This is a genomic window from Kribbella sp. DT2, assembly GCF_049844575.1.
Classification (GTDB): Bacteria; Actinomycetota; Actinomycetes; order Propionibacteriales; family Kribbellaceae; genus Kribbella.
The window spans coordinates 276,921-298,087 of record NZ_JBNCLH010000009.1 but is presented as its reverse complement, the minus strand read 5'-3'; the positions used below and the strand labels follow the sequence as shown (position 1 = coordinate 298,087).

Here is a 21,167-nt window from a genome sequence, read left to right as displayed (position 1 = left end):
TGGTGAGGGCTTCTTCTTGTGATAGCTGTTACGGCTTCTTGGAGTCCGTTTCGTGGGGCTCGGGCTCCTGCAGGTTGTCGATCTCGGCCTTCGTGCGGGGGTCGACGTCATCCTGCGGGGTGGATTCGTCGAGCTCGCCGCCGGCGGTCTCGGCCGGGGTGGTCTCGCCGTTGGCCGCCTTCTCGGCGGCGATCTTGCGGGACTTCCACAGGCTCAGGACCGTGGTGATGCCGAGCGTGACGATGATGAAGCCGAGCGACACCGAGATCGGGATCTCCGGCGCCCACTTGATGTGCTCGCCGCCGTTGATGAACGGCAGCTCGTTCTCGTGCATCGCGTGCAGGACCAGCTTCACACCGATGAACGCGAGCACGACCGACAGGCCGAGCGACAGGTAGATCAGGCGCTTGAGCAGGTCACCGAGCAGGAAGTACAGCTGCCGCAGACCCATCAGCGCGAAGACGTTGGCGGTGAAGACCAGGAACGGCTCCTGGGTCAGGCCGTAGATCGCCGGGATCGAGTCGAGCGCGAACAGCAGGTCCGTCGTACCGAGCGCGACGATGACGATCGCCATCGGGGTGAACAGCCGCTTGCCGTTCTTGACCACGGTCAGCTTGACGCCGTTGTACTCGTCGGTCGCGTTCAGCCGCTTGCGGGCGAACCGGATGACCGCGTTCTCCTTGTAGTCGTCGTCATCGTTCTCGCCCTGCTTGGCCAGGTGCACCGCGGTGTAGACCAGGAACGCGCCGAACAGGTAGAAGACCCAGGAGAACTGGTTGATCGCGGCCGCGCCGACGGCGATGAAGATGCCGCGGAAGAACAGCGCCAGGATGATGCCGACCAGCAGCGCTGTCTGCTGGTACTTCCTGGGCACCTGGAACCTGGCCATGATGATCAGGAAGATGAACAGGTTGTCGACGCTGAGGCTGTACTCGGTCAGCCAGCCGGCGAAGAACTCCCCGGCGTACCGGCCGCCGGAGAACAACCAGACCCCGAGGCCGAAGACGATGGCGAGACCGACGTAGAACGCGATCGCGGTCGCGGACTCGCGGGTGGTGGGTTCGTGCGGCCGACGGCCGATGATGAAGACGTCGAACGCGAGCAGGGCCAGCAGAACCCCGACCGTGATGTACCAGACGTAATCGTGGACGTGCACAGGCAACCTCCGGAGCGCATGCGAAAGTGGACTCCGAAGGTCTCTTCCGCCTGGCTCGAACTCGGGCCTGGCCGGCGGTACCGGGCATGGGGAACGAACTCCCTGACCGTGATGACGATACCGCCGCGAAGGAATACTCCCCTTCAACTCCCACCATTCTGGCGGGTCGATGTCCGAGTTTCCAAATCGGCGACCCGGTACCCACATGTCGGGATGATCACGCTCCGACGCGGGAATAACCTCGCTGCGTGATCAGGTTGATCACTTCTTGCTGTGCCCAGGCGGCCGACGGCTCTTGGGAAGCTTGCCGACCACGGTCGTGTACGACGCGTCGACCGGTTCGAGAATCTCGTCATCCGGTCCTCGCCACGACCGCGTCATGCGGCCCAGCCCGGGTCGGACGGTAGCCAGACGTCGTCGGAGATCCGCGGCGGGTTGCGCCGCACGTGAGCGACCAGAGCAGCCAGACCCTCGTGCTTGCTGGCCGGATGCCACAGCAGTGACCACGGGTACGCCGGCGCCGGACCAACCACGGGGACCCGGCGCAGCCGCTGGTGCGAGAGCCAGACCAGCCGGGTCCGGTCGCCCACGAACGTGACGAGCGACCTGGAGTCGCTGACCGTCTCCAGCAGCGCTTCCAGCCCGAAACTCGGCCCAGTCGCGTCGATCGTGAGCGAGAACGCCTCGGCCAGCTCCTCGTAGTACGCACCCCACTCGCTGCCCTCGACGATGCCGGGCACCCAAATCATCACACCGGCCAGCTCGCTCATCCCGACCGAGCGCGCCGTCCCGAGCGGGTGCCGCTCCCCCGCGGCGATCTCCTGGACCTCCAAGCAGGCCGGCAGCCGCGCGATCCCGCTGTCGGCCGCGAGCCCACGCGGGTAGCCGAACGCCGCGTCGATCTCCCCGTCGAGCAACGCCCGAACCGAGGCCGCCCCACTCCCGAGGGCGACCGTCTCCAGCGCGACCCCCGGGTGCACGCGATGGAACTCCTCCAGCAGCGTGCTCGACGCGATCCGGTCGTTGAGCAGGTCGACCCGCAACGGACGCGTCTCACGCTGCACGGACTCACGCGCCTGCTTGGCCGCAAGCAGCAACGCCCGACCGTGCGGCAGGAACGTCCGTCCGTCCGCCGTCAACGAGGCCCCGGCCGCTACCCGCCGGAACAACGTCACCCCCAACGACGCCTCCAGAGCCGCCACCCGCTTGGACACCGCCTGCTGACTCAGACCCAACACGCTCCCCGCGTGCTGGAACTGCCCTTCCTCGGCAACAGCAACAAAGGCCCGTACGGCGTCCAGATTCACCGCAAGAGCGTAACAACCATCAGCAGTAATGCTCCCGAGACGGTTGTTGGATCGCAGGTCGGCTGCGCGCCTTCAATGACTCCCGCTGACAACCCTTCGTTGTGCACTGGAGTCCTCTTGCCCGAACCGTTCACCCACCTGCACGTGCACACGCAGTACTCGCTGCTCGACGGAGCCGCCAGGCTGCAGGACCTCTTCGACGCCTGCACCGGCTACGGCATGACCCACCTGGCGATGACCGACCACGGCAACCTGCACGGCGCCTTCGACTTCTTCCACCGAGCGACCGCGGCCGGCGTCACCCCGATCATCGGCATCGAGGCGTACGTCGCGCCGGAGTCCCGCCGGACCAAGAAGCGGGTCACCTGGGGACAGCCGCACCAGAGGCAGGACGACGTCGCGGGCTCCGGCTCGTACACCCACAAGACGCTGTGGGCGCTGAACAAGACCGGTCTGCACAACCTTTTCCGGCTGTCCTCCGACGCGTACGCCGAGGGCTGGCTGCAGAAGTGGCCCCGGATGGACAAGGAGTCCTTGGCCACCTGGTCCGACGGACTGGTCGCCTCCACCGGCTGCCCGTCCGGCGAGGTCCAGACCCGCCTCCGCCTCGGCCAGTACGACGAAGCACTGCGCGCGGCCGGTGACTACCAGGACATCTTCGGCCGCGAGAACTACTTCCTCGAACTGATGGACCACGGCATCGCCATCGAACGCCGGGTCCGGGACGAACTGGTCGAGCTCGGCCGCAAGCTCGGCATCCCACCGCTGGTCACCAACGACTCGCACTACACCCACGCCGCCGAGGCGAGCGCGCACGACGCCCTGCTGTGCATCCAGACCGGCAAGAACCTCGCTGACCCGGACCGCTTCCGGTTCGACGGCACGGGCTACCACCTGAAGCCCGCGGCCGAGATGTACGCGCTGGACTCCTCCGACACCTGGTTGCATGGCTGCCGGAACACCGCACTGATCGCGGAGCGGGTGGACACCACCGGCATGTTCGCGAAGCGCGACCTGATGCCGCGGTTCGAGGTACCTGAGGGCTGCACCGAAGTCAGCTGGTTCCGTGAGGAGGTACGGCGTGGGCTCGACCGCCGCTACCCCGGCGGGGTCCCGGACGACCGGCGGCAGCAGGCGGCGTACGAGATGGACGTCATCGTGCAGATGGGCTTCCCCGGGTACTTCCTGGTGGTCGCCGACTTCATCATGTGGGCCAAGGGCAACGGAATCGCGGTCGGCCCGGGCCGCGGCTCGGCGGCCGGTTCGCTGGTCTCGTACGCGCTCGGCATCACCGACCTCGACCCGGTCGAGCACGGGCTGATCTTCGAGCGGTTCCTGAACCCCGAGCGGGTCTCGATGCCGGACGTCGACGTCGACTTCGACGAACGCCGGCGGACCGAGGTGATCCGCTACGTGACGGACAAGTACGGCGCCGACAAGGTCGCGATGATCGGCACCTACGGCAAGATCAAGGCCAAGAACGCGATCAAGGACGCCGCCCGGGTGCTCGGGTACCCGTACGCCACCGGCGACCGGATCAGCAAGGCGATGCCGCCCGACGCCGGCGGCGCCGGCATCGACCTGGCCGGGATCACCGATCCCGCCAACCCGCGGTACGCCGAGGCCGGCGAGGTCCGCGCGCTGTACGAGCACGACGCCGACGTACGCACGGTGGTCGACACCGCGAAGGGCGTCGAGGGACTGGTCCGGCAGATGGGCGTGCACGCGGCCGGCGTGATCATGTCCAGCCGGCCGATCGTCGAGGACGCGCCGGTCTGGGTGCGGCACTCCGACCAGGTGACGATCACCCAGTGGGACTACCCGAGCTGCGAGTCGCTCGGGCTGATCAAGATGGACTTCCTCGGGCTGCGCAACCTGACGATCATGGACGACGCGGTCAAGCTGCTGCGGGCCCGGGACGTGCGGATCGAACTGCTCGACCTGCCGCTGGACGACGGGCCGACGTACGAGCTGCTCGGGCGCGGGGACACGCTCGGGGTGTTCCAGTTCGACGGGGCCGCGATGCGGTCGCTGTTCCGGCTGATGAAGCCGGACCAGTTCGAGGACATCACCGCGGTCACGGCGCTGTACCGGCCGGGGCCGATGGGGATGAACACCCACATCAACTACGCGCTGCGCAAGACCGGGCAGCAGGAGATCACGCCGATCCATCCGGAGCTGGCCGAGCCGCTGGACCAGATCCTGTCGCTGACGTACGGGCTGGTCGTCTACCAGGAGCAGGTGCAGCGCGCGGCGCAGATCCTGGCCGGCTACAGCCTCGGTCAGGCCGACCTGCTGCGGCGGGCGATGGGCAAGAAGAAGAAAGAGGTGCTGGACCGGGAGTTCGTCCCGTTCCAGGCGGGGTGCCGCGAGCGGGGGTACTCCGACGAGGCGATCCAGGCGGTGTGGGACGTGCTGGTGCCGTTCGCGGGGTACGCGTTCAACAAGGCGCACGCGGCGGCGTACGCGCTGGTGTCGTACTGGACGGCGTACCTGAAGGCGAACCATCCGGCCGAGTACATGGCCGCGCTGCTGACGTCGGTGCGCGACGACAAGGACAAGTCGGCGGTGTACCTGAACGAGTGCCGGCGGATGGGCATCCGAGTGCTGCCGCCGGACGTGAACCGGTCGCTCGCGGACTTCGCGCCGCAGGGGGCGGACGTGATCCTGTTCGGGCTGACGGCGGTGCGGAACGTGGGCGAGGGCGCGGTCGAGGCGATCGTTCGGGGGCGAGAGGCGCGTGGCGCGTACAGCTCGTTCGCGGACTACCTGACCAAGGTCGGAGCGGCCGCGTGCACGAAGCGGACGACCGAGTCGCTGATCAAGGCCGGGGCCTTCGATGCGCTGGGGCATCCGCGGAAGGGTTTGATCGCGCAGTACGAGCCGATGGTGGACACGGCGGTGCTGGTCAAACGGCGGGAGGCCGAGGGGCAGTTCGACCTGTTCGGCTCGGCCGAGGAGCAGGGTGGGCCGACCGCGGTGGGGCTCGGCGTCGACTTCGGGACCGACGAGTGGGACAAGTCGCGGCTGCTCGCCGAGGAACGGCAGATGCTCGGGCTCTACGTGTCGGACCATCCGCTGTCCGGGCTGGAACATCTGCTGGCCGGTCGCGTCAGCGCGAGCATCGACGCGCTGACGCGGGCCGAGCACCACGACGGCGCGACGCTGACGATCGGCGGCATCGTCTCGGCGCTCGACCGGCGGCAGACCAAGCAGGGCAGCCCGTGGGCGATCGCTACCGTCGAGGACCTGGCGGGCTCGATCGAATGCTTGTTCTTCCCGGCGACGTACCAGCGGGTGGCGCATCAACTGGCCGAGGACGCGGTGGTCCTGGTCGACGGGCGGCTGGACAAACGCGAGGACCGGCCGCGGTTCATCGCCTCCGAGCTGACCGTGCCGGACTGGACGGTGGCGACCGGCTCGGGGCCGGTCCGGCTGGAGATGACGCAGCAGCAGGTCACGCCGAGCACGGTCGACCGGCTCAAGGAGGTGCTGGTCGCTCACGCCGGTCCCACCGAGGTCCACCTGCGGGTCCGTGGGCCGCGGACCACCACGACGTACCTGCTCGGTCCCCGCGTCGACCCGACCGCGGCCTTCTGGTCGGACCTGAAGGCCGCGGTCGCTCTGGCCGGCGTCGGATCGTCCGGTCAGAGGCCGTAGCCGCCGGAGGCCTCCAGGATCTGGGCGGTGACCCATCTGGTCTCGTCGGACACCAGGGTGGCGATGACCTGGCCGATGTCGTCGGGGTCGCCGACGCGGCCGAAGGCGGTCTTGGCCTCCAGGACGGGGATCACCTCGGGGTACTTGTCGAAGGCGTCGCCGCCGAGGCGGGTGCGGGTGGAGCCGGGGGCGATCGCGTTGACGCGGATGCCGCGCGGGCTGAGCTCCTTGGCGAGGAAGCGGGTCATCACGTTGAGGCCGCCCTTCATCGTCGCGTAGCCGCTGTAGCCGGCGTCGACGGCCGTCTGCAGCGAGGAGTTGCTGCTGACGTTGACGACGGCGCTGTGGTCGGCGAGCAACGGCAGGAGGGTCTGGGTCAGGAAGTACGGACCTTTCAGCAGTACGGCGTACAGGCGGTCGAAGACCTCCTCGGTGGCCTCGCCGAACGGCTCGGTCTGGGCGAACCCGGCGTTGTTGACCAGCGCGGCAAGGGTCTCCACCTGCCAGGTCTCCCGAAGCGCCTGGACGACGGCGTCCCGGAACGCCGGGAAGGTCTCCGAGCGGGCGAGGTCCAGCGGGAGGGCGACCGCGGTGCCGCCGTTCTTCTCAATCGCTGAGACAGTGTCGAGCGCGCCCCGCTCGTTGCCACCGTAGGTGAGAATCACTCCCGTCCCCCGTGCGGCGATCCGGAGCGCCGCGCCCCGTCCGATGCCTGAACTGCCACCTGTCACCAGTGCGACCTGCATGAGTTGTCCACCTTGTCCAAAACTGGAGCGCTTGGCGCTCTCCGTCAAACCGACTCCTCCATTCCATCAATCTGACCAGCGGGAACGGTAGAACGATGCGAGCGACCTCTTGCACAATCCTCTCCACCTTCGATGAAACGGAGCTGTCTCGATGAGCCCGGTGCTGTTTCGCTCCGCCGGCCCGGACGATGCCGCCCCGGTCGCGGAGCTGCACGCGGACAGCTGGCGCCGGCATTACCGCGGTGCGTACTCCGACGCGTTCCTCGACGGGGACATCGCGATCGAACGCACTGCCGTCTGGGCGGCTCGGCTAGGAGCGCCGGCCGGTACCGCGACGGTGCTTGCGGAGTACGACGGACGGCTGGTCGGCTTCGTCCACGTGATGCTGGACCACGATCCGCAGTGGGGCAGCCTGGTCGACAACCTGCACGTCCGCCACGACCAGCACCGCCTCGGCATCGGCACCGACCTGCTGACGCGCGCGGCCACTGCCGTCTCCGAACAGGCCACGAGCAACGCGATGTACCTGTGGGTGCTGGAGCAGAACACCTCCGCCCAGCAGTTCTACAGCGCGGCCGGCGGCACCGCGGTCGGCAAGGCCCCCGTCCCGCCGCCAGGAGGGGACACGAGCCGCCTCACCGGAGACCCCCACTGCCTCAGAATCACCTGGCCCGACACCACCCAGTGGCGCTAAGCCGCGCGCAGGCCATCGAGCACGATGCGGAGGTTGCGTCGCCACTGGTCAGCACGCGGCGTCAGGCCGACGCACCGACCTCCCCGCACCTGGAGCTCACACGACCCAGGCGCGGGCCCAACCCAACCACCCCAGGTAGCCACCACCACAGGCACAAGGCAACCAGCCACCGCTTCGGGCGCCCGGTACATGAACGGCGATGTGCTGCCGCTCGGGCGAGACACCGTTGGCCTAGCGGGCCGCAGGCGCTGCCCTCGCAGGTCCGCGCGCAGGCGCCGCCCTCGCACGTCCTCACCGGCGGACGACCCCCGCAACCCCAGCGTCCCCAACCTGACCGCCGGAGTGGTGACGCCGACGCTCGCAGCAGCAGCCGGCTTCGCCCTCGGAGGGATCAGCAGACTGCTGCTCGGCGCCGCGACGGCCTACTTCGCTCCCGCGTTGACCATCTGGCGGAGCTCCTTCTTCAGTTCTGAGATCTCGTCGCGGTACCGGGCGGCGACCTCGAACTGGAGCTCGGCGGCCGCGGTGTGCATCTGGTCGGTGAGTTGCTGGATCAGGTCGGCCAGGTCGGACGACGGCAGGCCGCCGGCCAGTTCCTTCGCCTTCTCGCCGGCCTTCTTGCCGCCGCCGGGCACCGGTGCCTTGCCGCGCGACTGGGTCCGGCCGTTGCCGAGCAGTTCGGCGGTGTCGGCGTCCTCGCGGGCGAGCATGTCGGTGATGTCGGCGATCTTCTTGCGCAGCGGCTGCGGGTCGACGCCGTGCTCGGTGTTGTACGCGACCTGCTTGGCGCGCCGCCGGTTGGTCTCGTCGATCGCCATCTCCATCGACGGCGTGATCCTGTCGGCGTACATGAACACCGCGCCCGACACGTTCCGCGCCGCACGGCCGATGGTCTGGATCAGCGACCGGCCGGACCGCAGGAAGCCTTCCTTGTCGGCGTCGAGGATCGCGACCAGCGACACCTCCGGCAGGTCGAGGCCTTCCCGCAGCAGGTTGATGCCGACGAGTACGTCGTACTCGCCCATCCGCAGCTCGCGCAGCAGCTCGACCCGGCGCAGGGTGTCGACCTCGCTGTGCAGGTACCTGGTCCGGATGCCCATCTCGAGCAGGTAGTCGGTCAGGTCCTCGGACATCTTCTTGGTCAGCGTGGTGACCAGGACGCGTTCGTTCTTCTCGACCCGGAGCCGGATCTCGTGGATCAGGTCGTCGATCTGGCCCTTGGTCGGCTTCACGATCACCTCGGGGTCGATCAGGCCGGTCGGCCGGATGATCTGCTCGACGAACCCGTCGGACTTGTCCTGCTCGTACTGCCCCGGGGTCGCGGACAGGTAGACAGTCTGGCCGATCCGCTCCAGGAACTCCTCCCAGCGCAGCGGCCGGTTGTCCATCGCCGACGGCAGCCGGAAGCCGTGCTCGACCAGGGTCCGCTTGCGGGACATGTCGCCCTCGTACATCCCGCCGATCTGCGGCACGGTGACGTGCGACTCGTCGATCACCAGCAGGAAGTCCTCGGGGAAGTAGTCGAGCAGGCAGTGCGGCGCTGTCCCGGGCTCGCGGCCGTCGGTGTGGCGGGAGTAGTTCTCGATGCCGGAGCAGGTCCCGATCTGGCGCATCATCTCGATGTCGTACGTCGTGCGCATCCGCAGCCGCTGGGCCTCCAGCAGCTGACCGCCGCGCTCGAGCTCGGCCAGCCGCTCGGCCAGCTCCGCCTCGATCGACGTGATCGCGCGCTCCATCTTCTCCGGCGCGGTGACGTAGTGCGTCGCGGCGCCGATGTAGAGCTCGTTCTCCTCGCTGAGCACCTCGCCGGTCAGCGGGTGCAGCGTCATCACCCGCTCGATCTCGTCGCCGAAGAACTCGACCCGGACCGCGAGCTCCTGGTACACCGGGAAGACCTCGAGCGTGTCGCCGCGGACCCGGAAGGTGCCCCGGGTGCCGGCCAGGTCGTTGCGGGCGTACTGCACGCCGACCAGCTTGCGCAGCAGGCCGTCGCGATCCATCTCGTCGCCGACCTTCACGTGGATCATCCGGTTCAGGTACTCGTCGGCCGATCCCAGGCCGTAGATGCACGACACCGTCGCGACCACGACCACGTCGCGCCGCGTCAGCAGCGACCAGGTCGCCGAGTGCCGCAGCCGCTCGACCTCCTCGTTGATCGAGGAGTCCTTCTCGATGTAGGTGTCGGTCTGCGGGACGTACGCCTCGGGCTGGTAGTAGTCGTAGTACGAGACGAAGTACTCGACGGCGTTCTCCGGGAAGAAGCTGCGCAGCTCGGTCGCGAACTGGGCCGCGAGCGTCTTGTTCGGCTGCAGGATCAGCATCGGCCGCTGGATCTTCTCCGCCAGCCACGCCATCGTCGCCGTCTTACCGGTACCGGTGGCACCCAGCAGCACGACGTCCTGCTCGCCGGCGTTGATCCGCCGCTCGAGCTCGGCGATCGCGGCCGGCTGGTCGCCCGCCGGGTCGAAGTCGGACACCACCTGGAGTGGCGCGACCATACGCTGGAGATCGGTGACCTGTCTCATGCCCTCCACCGTACGACCCCGCGCCGACAGTTTCCGAAAGCGCGATCCGTACGGCGTACGGGAAAGCCGGTCAGAAGGAGCGGACCAGGGTCCCGTTCATGTTCAGGATCTCCTGCCTGCGCTTCGGCCAGACCTCGCGCTGCAGGGCCGCGTCGGTCGCCGTGGTCTGCCCGTTGAAGTCCTCGAAGGTCTGCACGAAGCCCGAGAACACGACCGACTTCTTGCCCTTGACCGGGACCACCGCGGAGTAGTTGGTCGCGTAGCAGAGCTTGAGCGCCTTGTTCGGGCAGGTCCGGAACCCGCCCTTGCCGATCACTACGTGCTCGAGGTTGTTCGACTCGACGTCGACCAGGTGCTCGGCGAACTGCTGCGCACCCATCAGCGTGGTCTGCCGGATCCAGAAGTACCCGTCGATCGCGCCCGGGCGGCCCGGCTCGGGCAGGAGGTAGTTGTGGCCGGAGCGGGTCTTGTCCGGGTCCTTGACCCAGCCCTTGGCCGGCGTGAACCAGACTCCTCCACCGATCTCGACGCCCTTGTCGTACGGGCCTTTGGTGATCTGCGGGGTGGTCGGCGCGGTCGCCTCCGGCGTGTAGAGCGTGCCGACCGGCGCCGGCGTCAGCGACTGCCCGGTAGTCGGCGCGGCCGTGTTGTCCTTCTTGCCCGCGGTGACCAGCAGCACCGCACCCGTCGCGATCAGTACGACGGCCAGCACGACACCGCCGATCACGATCCACTGGGTCCGGCGGTTCTTCCGCCCGCCCGGCCGGTACTGCGCCGGGTAGCCAGGCCCCGGCCCCCAGCCACCCGGCTGACCGGCGGGCGGCTGGTGCTGGTTCTGGTTCTGGGGAGGTCCGTACTGCTGACTCATCAGGGCCTCTCGCGCTGTGTCGTCCGGTGCTGTGTCGTCTGGTCGACGGGGGTGGTCACAGACTGTCGATGACCGACTGCTTCATCGGCGCCGCCTCGGACTCGGCCTTGGCGGCGTACGTCGCGTTGCTGCGGAAGTCCAGCGCGGTCACGACACCGTCCTTGCGCCGGTAGACCTCGACCGAGCCCTGGACCTTGCCGGTCTTGGCGACCGTGGAGGTGTAGGTGATCGCCGCGCACTCCACCAAGACGTCCTTCGGGCACGGCAGGTTCCGTACCTCGCCCAGCTGGGTGGTCTCGTTCTCGGTCTCGCCCTCGACGATGCCCAGCAGGTAGGTCTGGGCGGACACGTTCAGCTTCTGCCGGACCCACAGGAACGCGAGCGGCTCCCGGTTCGGGGCGTAGGTGACGAGCTGCTTGCCTTCGGGCTCCGTGGTGAGCAGGCTCCAGCCGTTGACCGGGACGATCGAGACGCCGTGGTCGACGGCGATCGCGTTCGCCGGCGGCGTGTACGTCGAGGCCGGCGGCGTGGTCACCGGCGGCGTCGGCGGCTTGGCCTTGTCGTCACCACCGGTCAGTACGACGAGCGCCACGGCGACCAGCGCGACCACCGCGAGGCCGCCCGCGATCGGCAGCAGCAACGGCGGGACCGGCGGCTTCTTCTTCACCGGCTCCGGACGCCGCAGCGACGGCGACCCGACCTTGTTGCCCCAGGCAGAGCTGGTCTCGGTCGCACCAGGCGCGGCGGAGTCGTCGGCCTTGCCCCAGCCGCCCGCGGCCGGCGTACCGGCATCAGAGGCGGGCGGCGGGGTCGACTGATCCGGGTTCGCCCGGCCCCAGCCGCCGTTGGCCGGTGCGGCCGGTGCCGCCTGGTCGGTCCACGGCGACGGGCGTGGCGGAACCTCCAGCGACCACGGGGACGGCGGCAGCTCCTCCTCGGGAGCCGCTGCCTCCTCGTCGTCCGGATCGGTCTTGCGGACCCAGGGGTTGTCGGCCGGGCCCTTCTCGCGCTTGTTACTCACTGGCTCGCAACCACCGACTTGAGCATGGCCGTCGAGTCCGGCTGCAGCGTCGCGGCCTTGTCCTGCCGGCCGTACACCTGCACCACCGTCATGATCCCGTCGTTGCGCTCGATCACGCCGATGAACCCGATCACGCCGAAGCTCCCGCCCTGGCCGGTCGCGGTGGACTGGAACGCCTGGGTGGAGATCTGCTTCACCGGCGACTTGTCGTCCGCGCCGGGCGTGTCCTTCTTCACCGCTTGGGCCTTGAACCCGGTCGGCCGCGCCTTCTTCTCGCTCGCGATCAGGACCGGCAGCACGGTGTCGGCCGTGTCGCTGCCCGCCTTGACGGTCTGCACCATGAAGTAGCCCTCCCCCTGCTTGAGCAGGTAGACGCCCTTGAATCCCTCCAGCGTCTTGCGAAGGTACCCCGCGGCCGGATCGACGAACACACCCTCCCCGACCTCGATGCCCTTGTCGGCGTTCTCGCTGGGCTGACCGGTCGGCTGCGGGTTCGGGTCGGGCTGCACGTTGTTGTCGTCGTTGCGGCCGAACACGAGCGACAGCACGACACCGATCACCACGACGACCGCGAGCGCGCCACCGGCGAGCACCAGGAACTTCTTGCTGCCCTGGCCACGCCCACCGTGCGGGCCGAACTGCTGCTGCCCCTGCGGTCCCCACTGCTGCTGCGGCGGGTACTGCTGCTGCTGGAACTGCGGCGGCGGTCCCTGCTGGTACGGCGGCTGCTGCGGCGGCCCTTGCTGGTACGGCGGTCGCTGCTGCTGCGGCGGAGGCCCGTACGGCGGCTGCCCCTGCTGGTACGGAGGCTGCCCCTGCGGCGGGCCCTGGTAAGGCGGCTGACCCTGCGGCGGCCCCTGGTACGGCGGTCGCTGTTGCTGAGGCGGAGGCCCCTGCTGGTACGGCGGCTGCTGCGGGGGCTGCCCCTGGTACGGCGGCTGTCCCTGCGGAGGCCCCTGATACGGCGGCTGACCCTGCGGCGGCGGCCCCTGGTACGGCGGCTGCTGCGGCGGCCGGCCCTGGTACGGCGGTTGCTGGTTGCTCATGCCACGACCCCTCGCTCCGACTTGGGCACCGACCGCACCGCATTGCCACAGGCGGAGCAGAAGTCCGACTGCGGCACCAACGGCATCTCGCAGCGCGTGCAGAACGCCAGCTCACCCGACGCGTGGTTCGACCCACCGCGGGCGGCCGACTCCAGTGCCGCTTCCAGCAGTCCCTTGTGCAGGACGGTCCGGACCAGGACGATCAGCGCCCCGAGCAGCAGCAGGCCCCAGACCACGCCGAGGACCGCTCCGATCCACGAGCCCTGCCCGCCGACGAAGCCGAGCAGGTACACCCCGCCCTGGAACAGCGCGTTCACCACGATCGCCTGCAGCACACCGATCACCCAGCGCGGGGTGAACCCGTCGTACTTCTCGCCCAGCCCGGAGAACTCCGCGACAGCGAGCCCGGCCGCCGAACCATAGATCAGCGGCTTCACGAACCCCTGCAGCACCACGATCGAGATCCACGTCCCCGCACCGGAGCCCGGACCGGCGAACCCGCCGCTGATCCAGCCCCAGTGCAGCACCAGCGTCTCGAAGCAGGCGAAGCCGACACCGGCGACCACACCGAAGGTGAAGCCGTCCATCAGGTCGTCGTACCGGGGCCTGGAGGCCAGGTAGAGCGGTCCGACCTGCTGGATCAGCACCGACACGACCGGTACGAGCAGCAGCAGGATCAGCAGGTCACGGCCGACCGGCCCGGCGTCGTTGCTGCCGATGGTGTCCAGCGACAGACCGATCCGGTCCGACCACAGCCAGGTGAACACACCCGCCAGTACGCCGGTCAGCAGGAACGCCGCGACGACGACCGGGACCGGCTCGTCCTCCCACAGGTTCACGTCGTACAGGTAGAGGATGTAGACGATCGGGATCGCGAACGCGGCCACCATGATCGCCACCGGCAGCGCACCGAGCGCCGCGGTCACCACGGTGATCAGCAGGGCGGCACCGAGCGCCACCTTGTAGGTGTACGGCTGCCGGCCGGAGCCCTGCGGCATGATCGTCGACACCAGCTTGAACGACGCCACCGGCTCGTCCGGCCTGGCGGCGTACGCCTTCTTGCGTCCCGGGTCCGCCGACCGCAGTCCGGTGCCACAGTGGTGGCAGAACTGCGAGACGTCGGGGACCTCGGAGCCGCAGCGGGGACACTCCACGCGCTTTCTCCCTAGCTAGGACGTGCGGGACCGGCGTGATTCTCGTACAGGCCGGCCGGGAATCATCATTTCCCGGGCAGGGGTCACACTTTCGTGTCCGGACCGTGCCCTTGCAGCTCGGCCCACACCGCGTCGACCCGGCGGTCCAGGTCGTCCAGACTGCCGGCGTTGTCGATCACGACGTCCGCGGCCGCCAGCCGCTGTTCGCGCGAGGCCTGCGAAGCGATCCGCGACCGGGCCTCGTCCTCGGCCATCCCGCGCTGCCCGGTGAGTCGCTCGACCTGCACCTCCACCGGTACGTCGACCACGAGCACCACGTCGAACTTGTCCGCCTGGCCGGTCTCCACGAGCAGCGGGATGTCGTGCACCACCACCGCGTCGGCCGGTGCCGTCTGCTCGATCTCGGCCGCCCGGGCCCGGACGCGGGGATGGATGACAGCCTCCAGCTTCCGCCGGGCCGTCTCGTCACCGAAGACGAGCTTGCCGACGGCCGGCCGGTCCAGCTCACCCTCAGCAGTCAGTACGCCGTCGCCGAACGTCGCGACCACCTCGGCGAGCCCGTCGGTCCCGCGCGCGACCACCTCCCGCGCCAGCACGTCGGAGTCGATCACCACGGCACCCCGCTCCCCCAGCCGCCGCGACACCGAGCTCTTCCCCGATCCGATTCCCCCGGTCAATCCGACTCTCAGCACGCCTGCACCCTACCGACTGCCGGGGCACCGCAGGTCCCCTGCCCGTCCGGCCGCCGAACGGCGCCAGCCCCTTCACCTCAGGCCCGCCACCACTGGCAGCAGTCCCTCACCGTCCTCACCACCCACAGCCTCACCGGCTCCCCCGAGCTCAACCCCGAATCCCTCCAGGCCCTCCTGGCCACCTGAACGACCACAACCGGTCGACCTCGCGAAACCCCACCCGCTCGTAGAGCCGCCGAGCCGCCGCCCGATCCCGCTCCCCGGGCGCATCGTCATCGACGTACAGGATCACCTCACCGGCACCCCGCTCAGCCAGCTCCTGCAGGGGCGCTCCGAGCAACCCCGTCCCCAGCCCCTGCCCGCGGACGCTCTCCCCCACAGCAATCCACCAGAGCACGCCAATCCCACCGATGGGCTCCCCGATCGTCGCCTCCGCCAGCACGTCCCCGTCCCGCAGCAGCACCAGTTCCAGCCTTCCCGGCTCCTCGCCAGACCGGACCTCGACCTCAGCGGCAGCAACCAGACCAGGCACGGGCAACGGCAAATGCATGTAGCACCAAAGGTCCTCGCCCACGAAGCCCGCTGCGACGAGCGCCTCGCACGTCGCCGGGCGGTGCCGGACAGGCAATGCCTCGAGTCCCAGGCTCAACGCGGAAGCGAAGTCGAAGGCGGCAACTGCCCGCCGGCCAAGGCGATCCACCGCATGGGCGACGAGCGCAGTCGCCACGGCCAGGTCCTCCTGGCAGTGCAGCCACAGGATCACGCCGGCCTGGTCCGACGGCCTCACGGCGTACGAAACGACGCCGGCCACCCGCGCATCGGCCTCGAGCACCACGGTCACCGGCGGATCCAGCTCGGCCCAGAAGCTGCTGTCCACCGCCGATCGCCCGGCCAACGCCTCGGCAAGCATCGAGGGCGTCGCCGATGGCTGACCGACGAGGCGGTCCGCGTTGACCAGCTCCAGCACCGCTGTCTCGTCGGTACGCCGGTACGCCCGCAGACTCAAGCCCGCGAGCCCGGCGGCGGGTCAGGGCTCAGCTTGCCCCCGTGGATGGCCAGGAGGTTGACCGCGACGATCACGGCGAAGAGGACGGCGAGCAGAGGGTGGCCGAGGTCCCAGAGGGCGAGCGTGGCCGAGGCGAAGACCGAGATCTTCACCACCGCGCGGACCGCCGGCGTACCGCGCTTGGCGGTGGGGGCTGCGAACAAGCCCCACAGGACGGCGGTCGCCAGGGGCAGGCCGATCGCGAGGATGAGGCGGCCGCCTGTGTCCTCGCCGGTTCGCCAGCCCCACCAGGCGAAGACGCCGAGGGCGACCAGCTCGACCAGGAAAGCGACCGTGAGGTTGGACCATCGCCAGAGTTCGCGCACGGCTCAGGGTAAAGGCGAGACCCCCGCACCCAGTACGGGGGTGCGGGGGTCTCGGGTCCTGCTAGGGAGTTGCTCAGCCCTGGCCGGTCAGCTTCTCGCGGAGAGCCTGGAGCGCCTCGTCGGAAGCGAGCGCGCCCTCGGCGGGAGCGTCGTCCTTCGGAGCGGCGGTGCTGCTGCTGCCGCCACCGGAAGCCGAGGAGTAGGTCGAGGCCTCGCCGGCCTCGACGTCCGCCGACTTGGCGTCCTCGATCTGCTTCTTGTGGGCCTCCCAGCGCGTGTGGGCCTCGGCGTACTGCCGCTCCCACTCCTCACGCTGCTTGTCGAAGCCCTCGAGCCACTCGCCCGTCTCGGGGTCGAAGCCGTCGGGGTAGACGTAGTTGCCCTGGTCGTCGTACGTCGCCGCCATGCCGTACAGCGTGGGGTCGAAGTCGTCGGAGACCGGGTCGACACCCTCGTTGGCCTGCTTCAGCGACAGCGAGATCCGGCGACGCTCGAGATCGATGTCGATGATCTTGACCATCACGTCGTCGTTGACCTGGACGACCTGCTCCGGGATCTCGACGTGACGCTCGGCGAGCTCGGAGATGTGCACCAGACCCTCGATGCCCTCCTCGACGCGGACGAACGCACCGAACGGCACCAGCTTGGTGACCTTGCCGGGCACGATCTGGCCCATCTGGTGGGTCCGGGCGAACTGCTGCCACGGGTCTTCCTGGGTCGCCTTCAGCGACAGCGAGACGCGCTCGCGGTCCATGTCGACGTCCAGCACCTCGACCGTGACCTCCTGGCCGACCTCGACGACCTCGGTCGGGTGGTCGATGTGCTTCCAGGACAGCTCCGAGACGTGCACCAGACCGTCGACGCCGCCGAGGTCCACGAACGCACCGAAGTTGACGATCGAGGAGACGACACCCTTGCGGATCTGGCCCTTCTGCAGCTGGGTGAGGAAGTTCATCCGCACCTCGGACTGCGTCTGCTCCAGCCACGCACGGCGCGACAGAACCACGTTGTTGCGGTTCTTGTCGAGCTCGATGATCTTGGCCTCGATCTCCTGGCCGACGTACGGCTGGAGGTCGCGGACCCGGCGCATCTCGACCAGCGACGCGGGCAGGAAGCCGCGCAGGCCGATGTCCAGGATGAGGCCACCCTTGACGACCTCGATGACGGTACCGGTGACGACGCCGTCCTCTTCCTTGATCTTCTCGATCGTGCCCCAGGCCTTCTCGTACTGGGCGCGCTTCTTCGAGAGGATCAGGCGGCCTTCTTTGTCCTCCTTCTGGAGAACCAGGGCCTCGACGTGGTCGCCGACGTTGACGACCTCGTTCGGGTCGACGTCGTGCTTGATCGACAGCTCGCGCGAGGGGATGACGCCTTCGGTCTTGTAACCGATGTCGAGGAGAACCTCGTCCCGGTCGACCTTGACGATGGTCCCTTCAACGATGTCGCCGTCGTTGAAGTACTTGATGGTCAGATCGATCGCCGCGAGGAAATCTTCCTCCGACCCGATGTCATTGACCGCTACCTGCGGGGTGGTGCGCACTGCGGGGTCGAGAGGTGCCTCGATGCTGGCCGTCATGTGGTGGGTTGCTCCGTGGGCTGATGGTGTCGTACGGCTGCGCACGGGCCGTTGGATCGCACCAAACCGCTGGAAAGCTCTGAGAGGACAGATTCACCACCGACTGCTGCGAGCACGAGCCTGCTCCGTCCGAGGTCGCGCGGGCCCATAGCGCATCTCACAGAATACGTGTACCGGCGCGGACAGCACAACCCGGGGCACCCGGTCGCACCCGGCCGCCCGCCGAGGTGACCCGACGCCGTACTGATCTCAATGTACGGCGCCCGGATCCCGACGGCCCGCCGCCAGGCCTCCCGTGTCGGCCATCCGCGTGACCAGCGCGTGCGCGGCGGCCGCCACCGGGTTCTGCCCCGAGCGCGCGGCGAGGTCGATCAACGCCCACAGGTCGGCCGCGCGTCCCCGCTCGACCAACCGGTCCCCCAGGTCCGGACCCCGCTCCCGTACGACGCGCAGCACGGCGCCCTCCAGCACGGGATCACCGCCGAACCGCAGCAGGTTCCCCAGATCCCCGTACGGCGAGCCGCTGTGCGCGAACTCCCAGTCGATCAGCCCGGTGATCGTCGCCGTCGCCGGGTCGACCAGCAGGTTCTTCGGATTGAAGTCGCTGTGCACCAGGCAGAACCGCTCGACCCCGCTGTCGGCGAGGTCCTCGGCCGCGTCGACCACCGATCGCAGGCTCTCCACCTGCTCGAGCGAAAGCCCGAGCGCCTCGACGTGCGCCTCCAGCCACTGCTCCAGCCCACCCACACCGAACGACTCGATCGCCAGCCCACTCCCGACGAAGTCGCCGAACGCCAGAAACGGCATCCCGCTCAGCCTGACCAGCAACTCCCCCAGCTGCTCCCCCACGACAACCCTCTGGCGATCATCCGCACCCACCAGAAAGGTCTCCAGGTTCACCCCCGGCAGCCGCTCCGTCAGCACGTACGTCGGGTTGCCGTCCACCTGATCCACCTGCGCGTCCAGCACCCGCGGCACCGGCAGCAACCCACGCACCAGCCGCAGCAACGCCGCATCGACCGCCGCCCGACCAGGTCGCTTCGCGTACAGCTTCAGCACGGCCTCCTCGCCGGCCGCGCTGACCGCGAACGTCTCCCCGCCGTACCCGCCGGTCAGCGGGACGGCGCTGGCAGCGATCGCTCCGAATCCATCCACGGAAGTGATCCTGCCAGCACCACCCGACACGCCGTCAGACCTTCGCGGGAGTCCCCATCGCCGCCAGGACCGTCGGTACGGCGTTGCGCAGCCCGGCCGCGTTCGGGTGCAGCGGCACCAGGCCGTTCGTCGTCAGGCTCGGAATCAGGCCCTCGATCCACCGCGTCCCGGCGGCCTTGCACATGTCGTGGCCGACGCTGGGCGTCGCCAGGTCGACGTACGTCGCTCCGTGCGCGTTCGCCTGCTCGGCCATCCGCAGGTTCAGCCGGGTCAGCGCAGACTGCAGGTAATCCGCGTCCATGCTCCACACCGGGACGACCGGCCAGCAGCCACTCTTCTTGATCCCGGTCGGGTAGCTGACCATCAGGATCTTCGCGTGCGGTGCCCGCGCCCGGATCTGCTCGATCACCGTCCCGTACGTCGCCGCGAACGCGTCGATCTTCTGCGCGAGCTTGTCCACGCCCCCCGCGGTGTTGGTCGCCTTGCACGAGGTCCCGAGGCCCTGCGGCAGCAGGTTCACGCAGGAGACCGCGAGCCCCACCAGGCCGATGTCGTTGCCGCCGATCCCGACCGAGACGACCGTGGTGTCCTCACTCAGGGCGTCGTACTGCGGGGCCGCCGTACCGGCGATGATGCCGGACTGCGGGTTCGCGAAGTGGGTCGTCGTCGCGCCGCCGCAGGTGACGTCGCGGAACTTCGCGGGCTTGATCTGCTGCGCGACGAGCGATGCGTAGTTGACCGCCGAGCGAGCACAGGTCAGCACCTCCTTGGCCGGCAGCACCAGCGAGCCAGCGGCAAACGAGTCGCCCATGGCCACGTAGACCACCGGTGGCGCCGCGGCCGCCGGCGTCGTCACCGAACCCGCGACCACCAGACCCGCCGCGGCGACTGCGGCGGCCACTCGAACCCGTACTGATCTCATCTGCATCGCGGTGCCCTTCGACGTTAAGTGACCGGCCAGTAACAGTTCGCAACAGCATGAGCAACTCTCACCTTCGGGGCAAGACCTCGGGCCGTTCGACTTCATTCCGATACTGCGGTAGCGTAACTCCATGGCCCGCCCCAGGAACGCCGCGATCGACGGCAAAGTGCTCGCCGCGGCCGCCGAGGAACTACGGCACGGCGGGTACGAAGGCCTGTCGATCGACCGGGTCGCCGAGCGGGCCGGCGTCGCCAAGACCACGCTGTACCGGCGTTGGCCGTCCAAGGCCGAGCTCGTCGTCGCGCTGATCACGACCCTGCGCGAGGACGTACCCTTCGAGCCGAGCGACGATCCGCGCCGCGACCTGACCGGCCTGGTCACTGCGATCGCCGCGAACCTCGCCGCCACCCCCACCAGCCTGATCGCGGACCTGGCCGCGGCGGCGGCCCGCGACCCGCGGGTGGGCGACAGCGTCCGCGCCCTCTGGGCCGGCCGCCACCAAGCCGTCACCGCCGTCGTCGCCAACGCGCAGCAGGCCGGGCTCGTGCTCGACCACGTCGCGCCCGCCGTACTGGTCGATCAGCTGGTCGGCCCGCTCTACTACCGGCTCCTCGTCACCGGCGAGCCGCTCACCCCGGAGTACGCCCGGACGCTGGTCGCCAGCGTCCTAGGACCTGAGGAGTCCCGATGAGTACCGCCACCACCCCCGTACGCCGCCCGGCCCGCCGCCGCCTCCTGCTCTCGCTCGGCGCGCTCCTGATCGTCCTGATCGGGTACTCCGTCTACGCGATCGCCCGCCCGACCGTCCTGCACACCGAGCTCGAGATCGACGCCTCGCCCGACCAGGTCTGGAAGGCGCTCACCGACCGCGAGAACTACCCCGCCTGGAACCCGTTCATCGTCTCCTCGACCGGCGAGCTGAAGGTCGGTACGACGATCACGAACGTCCTGCGCGACACCAACGGCAAGGACACCGAGTTCACCCCCGAACTGCTCGCCGTGGAGCCCGGTCGTGAGCTCCGCTGGATCGGCAAGATCGGCTTCGGCGGCGTCTTCGACGGCGAGCACGCCTTCCGCATCGAGCCCCTCGCCAACGGCCGCAGCAGGCTGATCCAGGAGGAGACCTTCCGCGGCGTCGCCGTACCGTTCACCACCGGCATGCTCCGCGACACCATCGAGCCCCAGTTCCACGCGATGAACCAGGCGATCGCCGAGCGCTCCAGGTAGTCCCGCGCGGAGCTACTGCGCCGAAGGGCGTAGCCCACCAGACGCCC

The 21,167-nt window shown here is 69.1% G+C and carries 18 protein-coding genes; 4 read left to right on the top strand and 14 right to left on the bottom strand.

Going from position 1 to position 21,167, the window contains the following annotated elements; translation table 11 throughout:
* Positions 1-28: 28 nt before the first annotated feature.
* Positions 29-1,156 (bottom strand): TerC family protein, encoded by a 1,128-nt coding sequence (locus tag ACLQ2O_RS33585; protein ID WP_425839870.1) that lies wholly within the window; start codon positions 1,154-1,156, stop codon positions 29-31.
* A gap of 377 nt (positions 1,157-1,533) precedes the next feature.
* Entirely contained in the window at positions 1,534-2,463 is a 930-nt protein-coding gene (locus tag ACLQ2O_RS33580) for a LysR family transcriptional regulator (RefSeq protein WP_425839867.1), read from the bottom strand.
* 117 nt (positions 2,464-2,580) lie between these two features.
* On the opposite strand from ACLQ2O_RS33580, the gene dnaE reads away from it, so the two are divergent.
* Positions 2,581-6,123 (top strand): DNA polymerase III subunit alpha, encoded by a 3,543-nt coding sequence (gene dnaE / locus ACLQ2O_RS33575; RefSeq protein WP_425839864.1) that lies wholly within the window; start codon positions 2,581-2,583, stop codon positions 6,121-6,123.
* On the opposite strand, the gene ACLQ2O_RS33570 is transcribed toward dnaE, so the two are convergent.
* Positions 6,111-6,869, bottom strand: coding sequence for an SDR family NAD(P)-dependent oxidoreductase (locus tag ACLQ2O_RS33570; protein ID WP_425839861.1), 759 nt, complete (start codon positions 6,867-6,869; stop codon positions 6,111-6,113). The two genes, dnaE and ACLQ2O_RS33570, sit on opposite strands and share 13 nt — an antisense overlap.
* A gap of 151 nt (positions 6,870-7,020) precedes the next feature.
* On the opposite strand from ACLQ2O_RS33570, the gene ACLQ2O_RS33565 reads away from it, so the two are divergent.
* Positions 7,021-7,563, top strand: a complete 543-nt coding sequence (locus ACLQ2O_RS33565) for a GNAT family N-acetyltransferase (RefSeq protein ID WP_425839859.1) — start codon at positions 7,021-7,023, stop codon at positions 7,561-7,563.
* A gap of 422 nt (positions 7,564-7,985) precedes the next feature.
* Here the strand turns inward: ACLQ2O_RS33565 and uvrB are convergent, their stop codons facing one another.
* From uvrB to ACLQ2O_RS33510, 11 genes are all read right to left on the bottom strand, one after another.
* Positions 7,986-10,088, bottom strand: coding sequence for an excinuclease ABC subunit UvrB (gene uvrB, locus ACLQ2O_RS33560; RefSeq protein ID WP_425839856.1), 2,103 nt, complete (start codon positions 10,086-10,088; stop codon positions 7,986-7,988).
* 70 nt (positions 10,089-10,158) lie between these two features.
* Positions 10,159-10,956 carry a hypothetical protein gene (locus ACLQ2O_RS33555; protein WP_425839853.1) on the bottom strand — a complete coding sequence of 266 codons (798 nt, stop codon included), beginning with the start codon at positions 10,954-10,956 and terminating at the stop codon, positions 10,159-10,161.
* A 55-nt stretch (positions 10,957-11,011) separates the two neighbouring features.
* Positions 11,012-11,977, bottom strand: a complete 966-nt coding sequence (locus ACLQ2O_RS33550) for a hypothetical protein (RefSeq protein ID WP_425839850.1) — start codon at positions 11,975-11,977, stop codon at positions 11,012-11,014.
* Positions 11,974-13,023: a hypothetical protein gene (locus ACLQ2O_RS33545; RefSeq protein ID WP_425839847.1), complete on the bottom strand. Its 1,050-nt coding sequence runs from the start codon at positions 13,021-13,023 to the stop codon at positions 11,974-11,976. Before ACLQ2O_RS33545 ends, ACLQ2O_RS33550 begins: the two co-directional genes overlap by 4 nt.
* Positions 13,020-14,177, bottom strand: coding sequence for a PrsW family intramembrane metalloprotease (locus ACLQ2O_RS33540; RefSeq protein WP_425839844.1), 1,158 nt, complete (start codon positions 14,175-14,177; stop codon positions 13,020-13,022). Before ACLQ2O_RS33540 ends, ACLQ2O_RS33545 begins: the two co-directional genes overlap by 4 nt.
* A gap of 83 nt (positions 14,178-14,260) precedes the next feature.
* Complete coding sequence (coaE, locus tag ACLQ2O_RS33535; protein WP_425839841.1) at positions 14,261-14,869, bottom strand: dephospho-CoA kinase; 609 nt, start codon at positions 14,867-14,869, stop codon at positions 14,261-14,263.
* Positions 14,870-15,017: 148 nt separating this feature from the next.
* Positions 15,018-15,836, bottom strand: coding sequence for a GNAT family N-acetyltransferase (locus ACLQ2O_RS33530; RefSeq protein WP_425839838.1), 819 nt, complete (start codon positions 15,834-15,836; stop codon positions 15,018-15,020).
* A gap of 35 nt (positions 15,837-15,871) precedes the next feature.
* Complete coding sequence (locus ACLQ2O_RS33525; RefSeq protein ID WP_425839835.1) at positions 15,872-16,240, bottom strand: YrdB family protein; 369 nt, start codon at positions 16,238-16,240, stop codon at positions 15,872-15,874.
* Positions 16,241-16,313: 73 nt separating this feature from the next.
* Positions 16,314-17,816: a 30S ribosomal protein S1 gene (rpsA, locus tag ACLQ2O_RS33520; RefSeq protein WP_425839832.1), complete on the bottom strand. Its 1,503-nt coding sequence runs from the start codon at positions 17,814-17,816 to the stop codon at positions 16,314-16,316.
* 249 nt (positions 17,817-18,065) lie between these two features.
* Positions 18,066-18,971: a phosphotransferase family protein gene (locus tag ACLQ2O_RS33515; protein ID WP_425839830.1), complete on the bottom strand. Its 906-nt coding sequence runs from the start codon at positions 18,969-18,971 to the stop codon at positions 18,066-18,068.
* Between the two features lie 34 nt (positions 18,972-19,005).
* Positions 19,006-19,893 (bottom strand): SGNH/GDSL hydrolase family protein, encoded by an 888-nt coding sequence (locus ACLQ2O_RS33510; RefSeq protein WP_425839827.1) that lies wholly within the window; start codon positions 19,891-19,893, stop codon positions 19,006-19,008.
* A 130-nt stretch (positions 19,894-20,023) separates the two neighbouring features.
* Here ACLQ2O_RS33510 and ACLQ2O_RS33505 point away from each other — a divergent pair, with 130 nt between their 5' ends.
* Positions 20,024-20,584 carry a TetR/AcrR family transcriptional regulator gene (locus tag ACLQ2O_RS33505; RefSeq protein ID WP_425839824.1) on the top strand — a complete coding sequence of 187 codons (561 nt, stop codon included), beginning with the start codon at positions 20,024-20,026 and terminating at the stop codon, positions 20,582-20,584.
* Positions 20,581-21,120 carry an SRPBCC family protein gene (locus ACLQ2O_RS33500; RefSeq protein ID WP_425839821.1) on the top strand — a complete coding sequence of 180 codons (540 nt, stop codon included), beginning with the start codon at positions 20,581-20,583 and terminating at the stop codon, positions 21,118-21,120. The genes ACLQ2O_RS33505 and ACLQ2O_RS33500 overlap by 4 nt, the downstream gene beginning before the upstream one ends.
* The last annotated feature ends 47 nt before the right edge of the window (positions 21,121-21,167 follow it).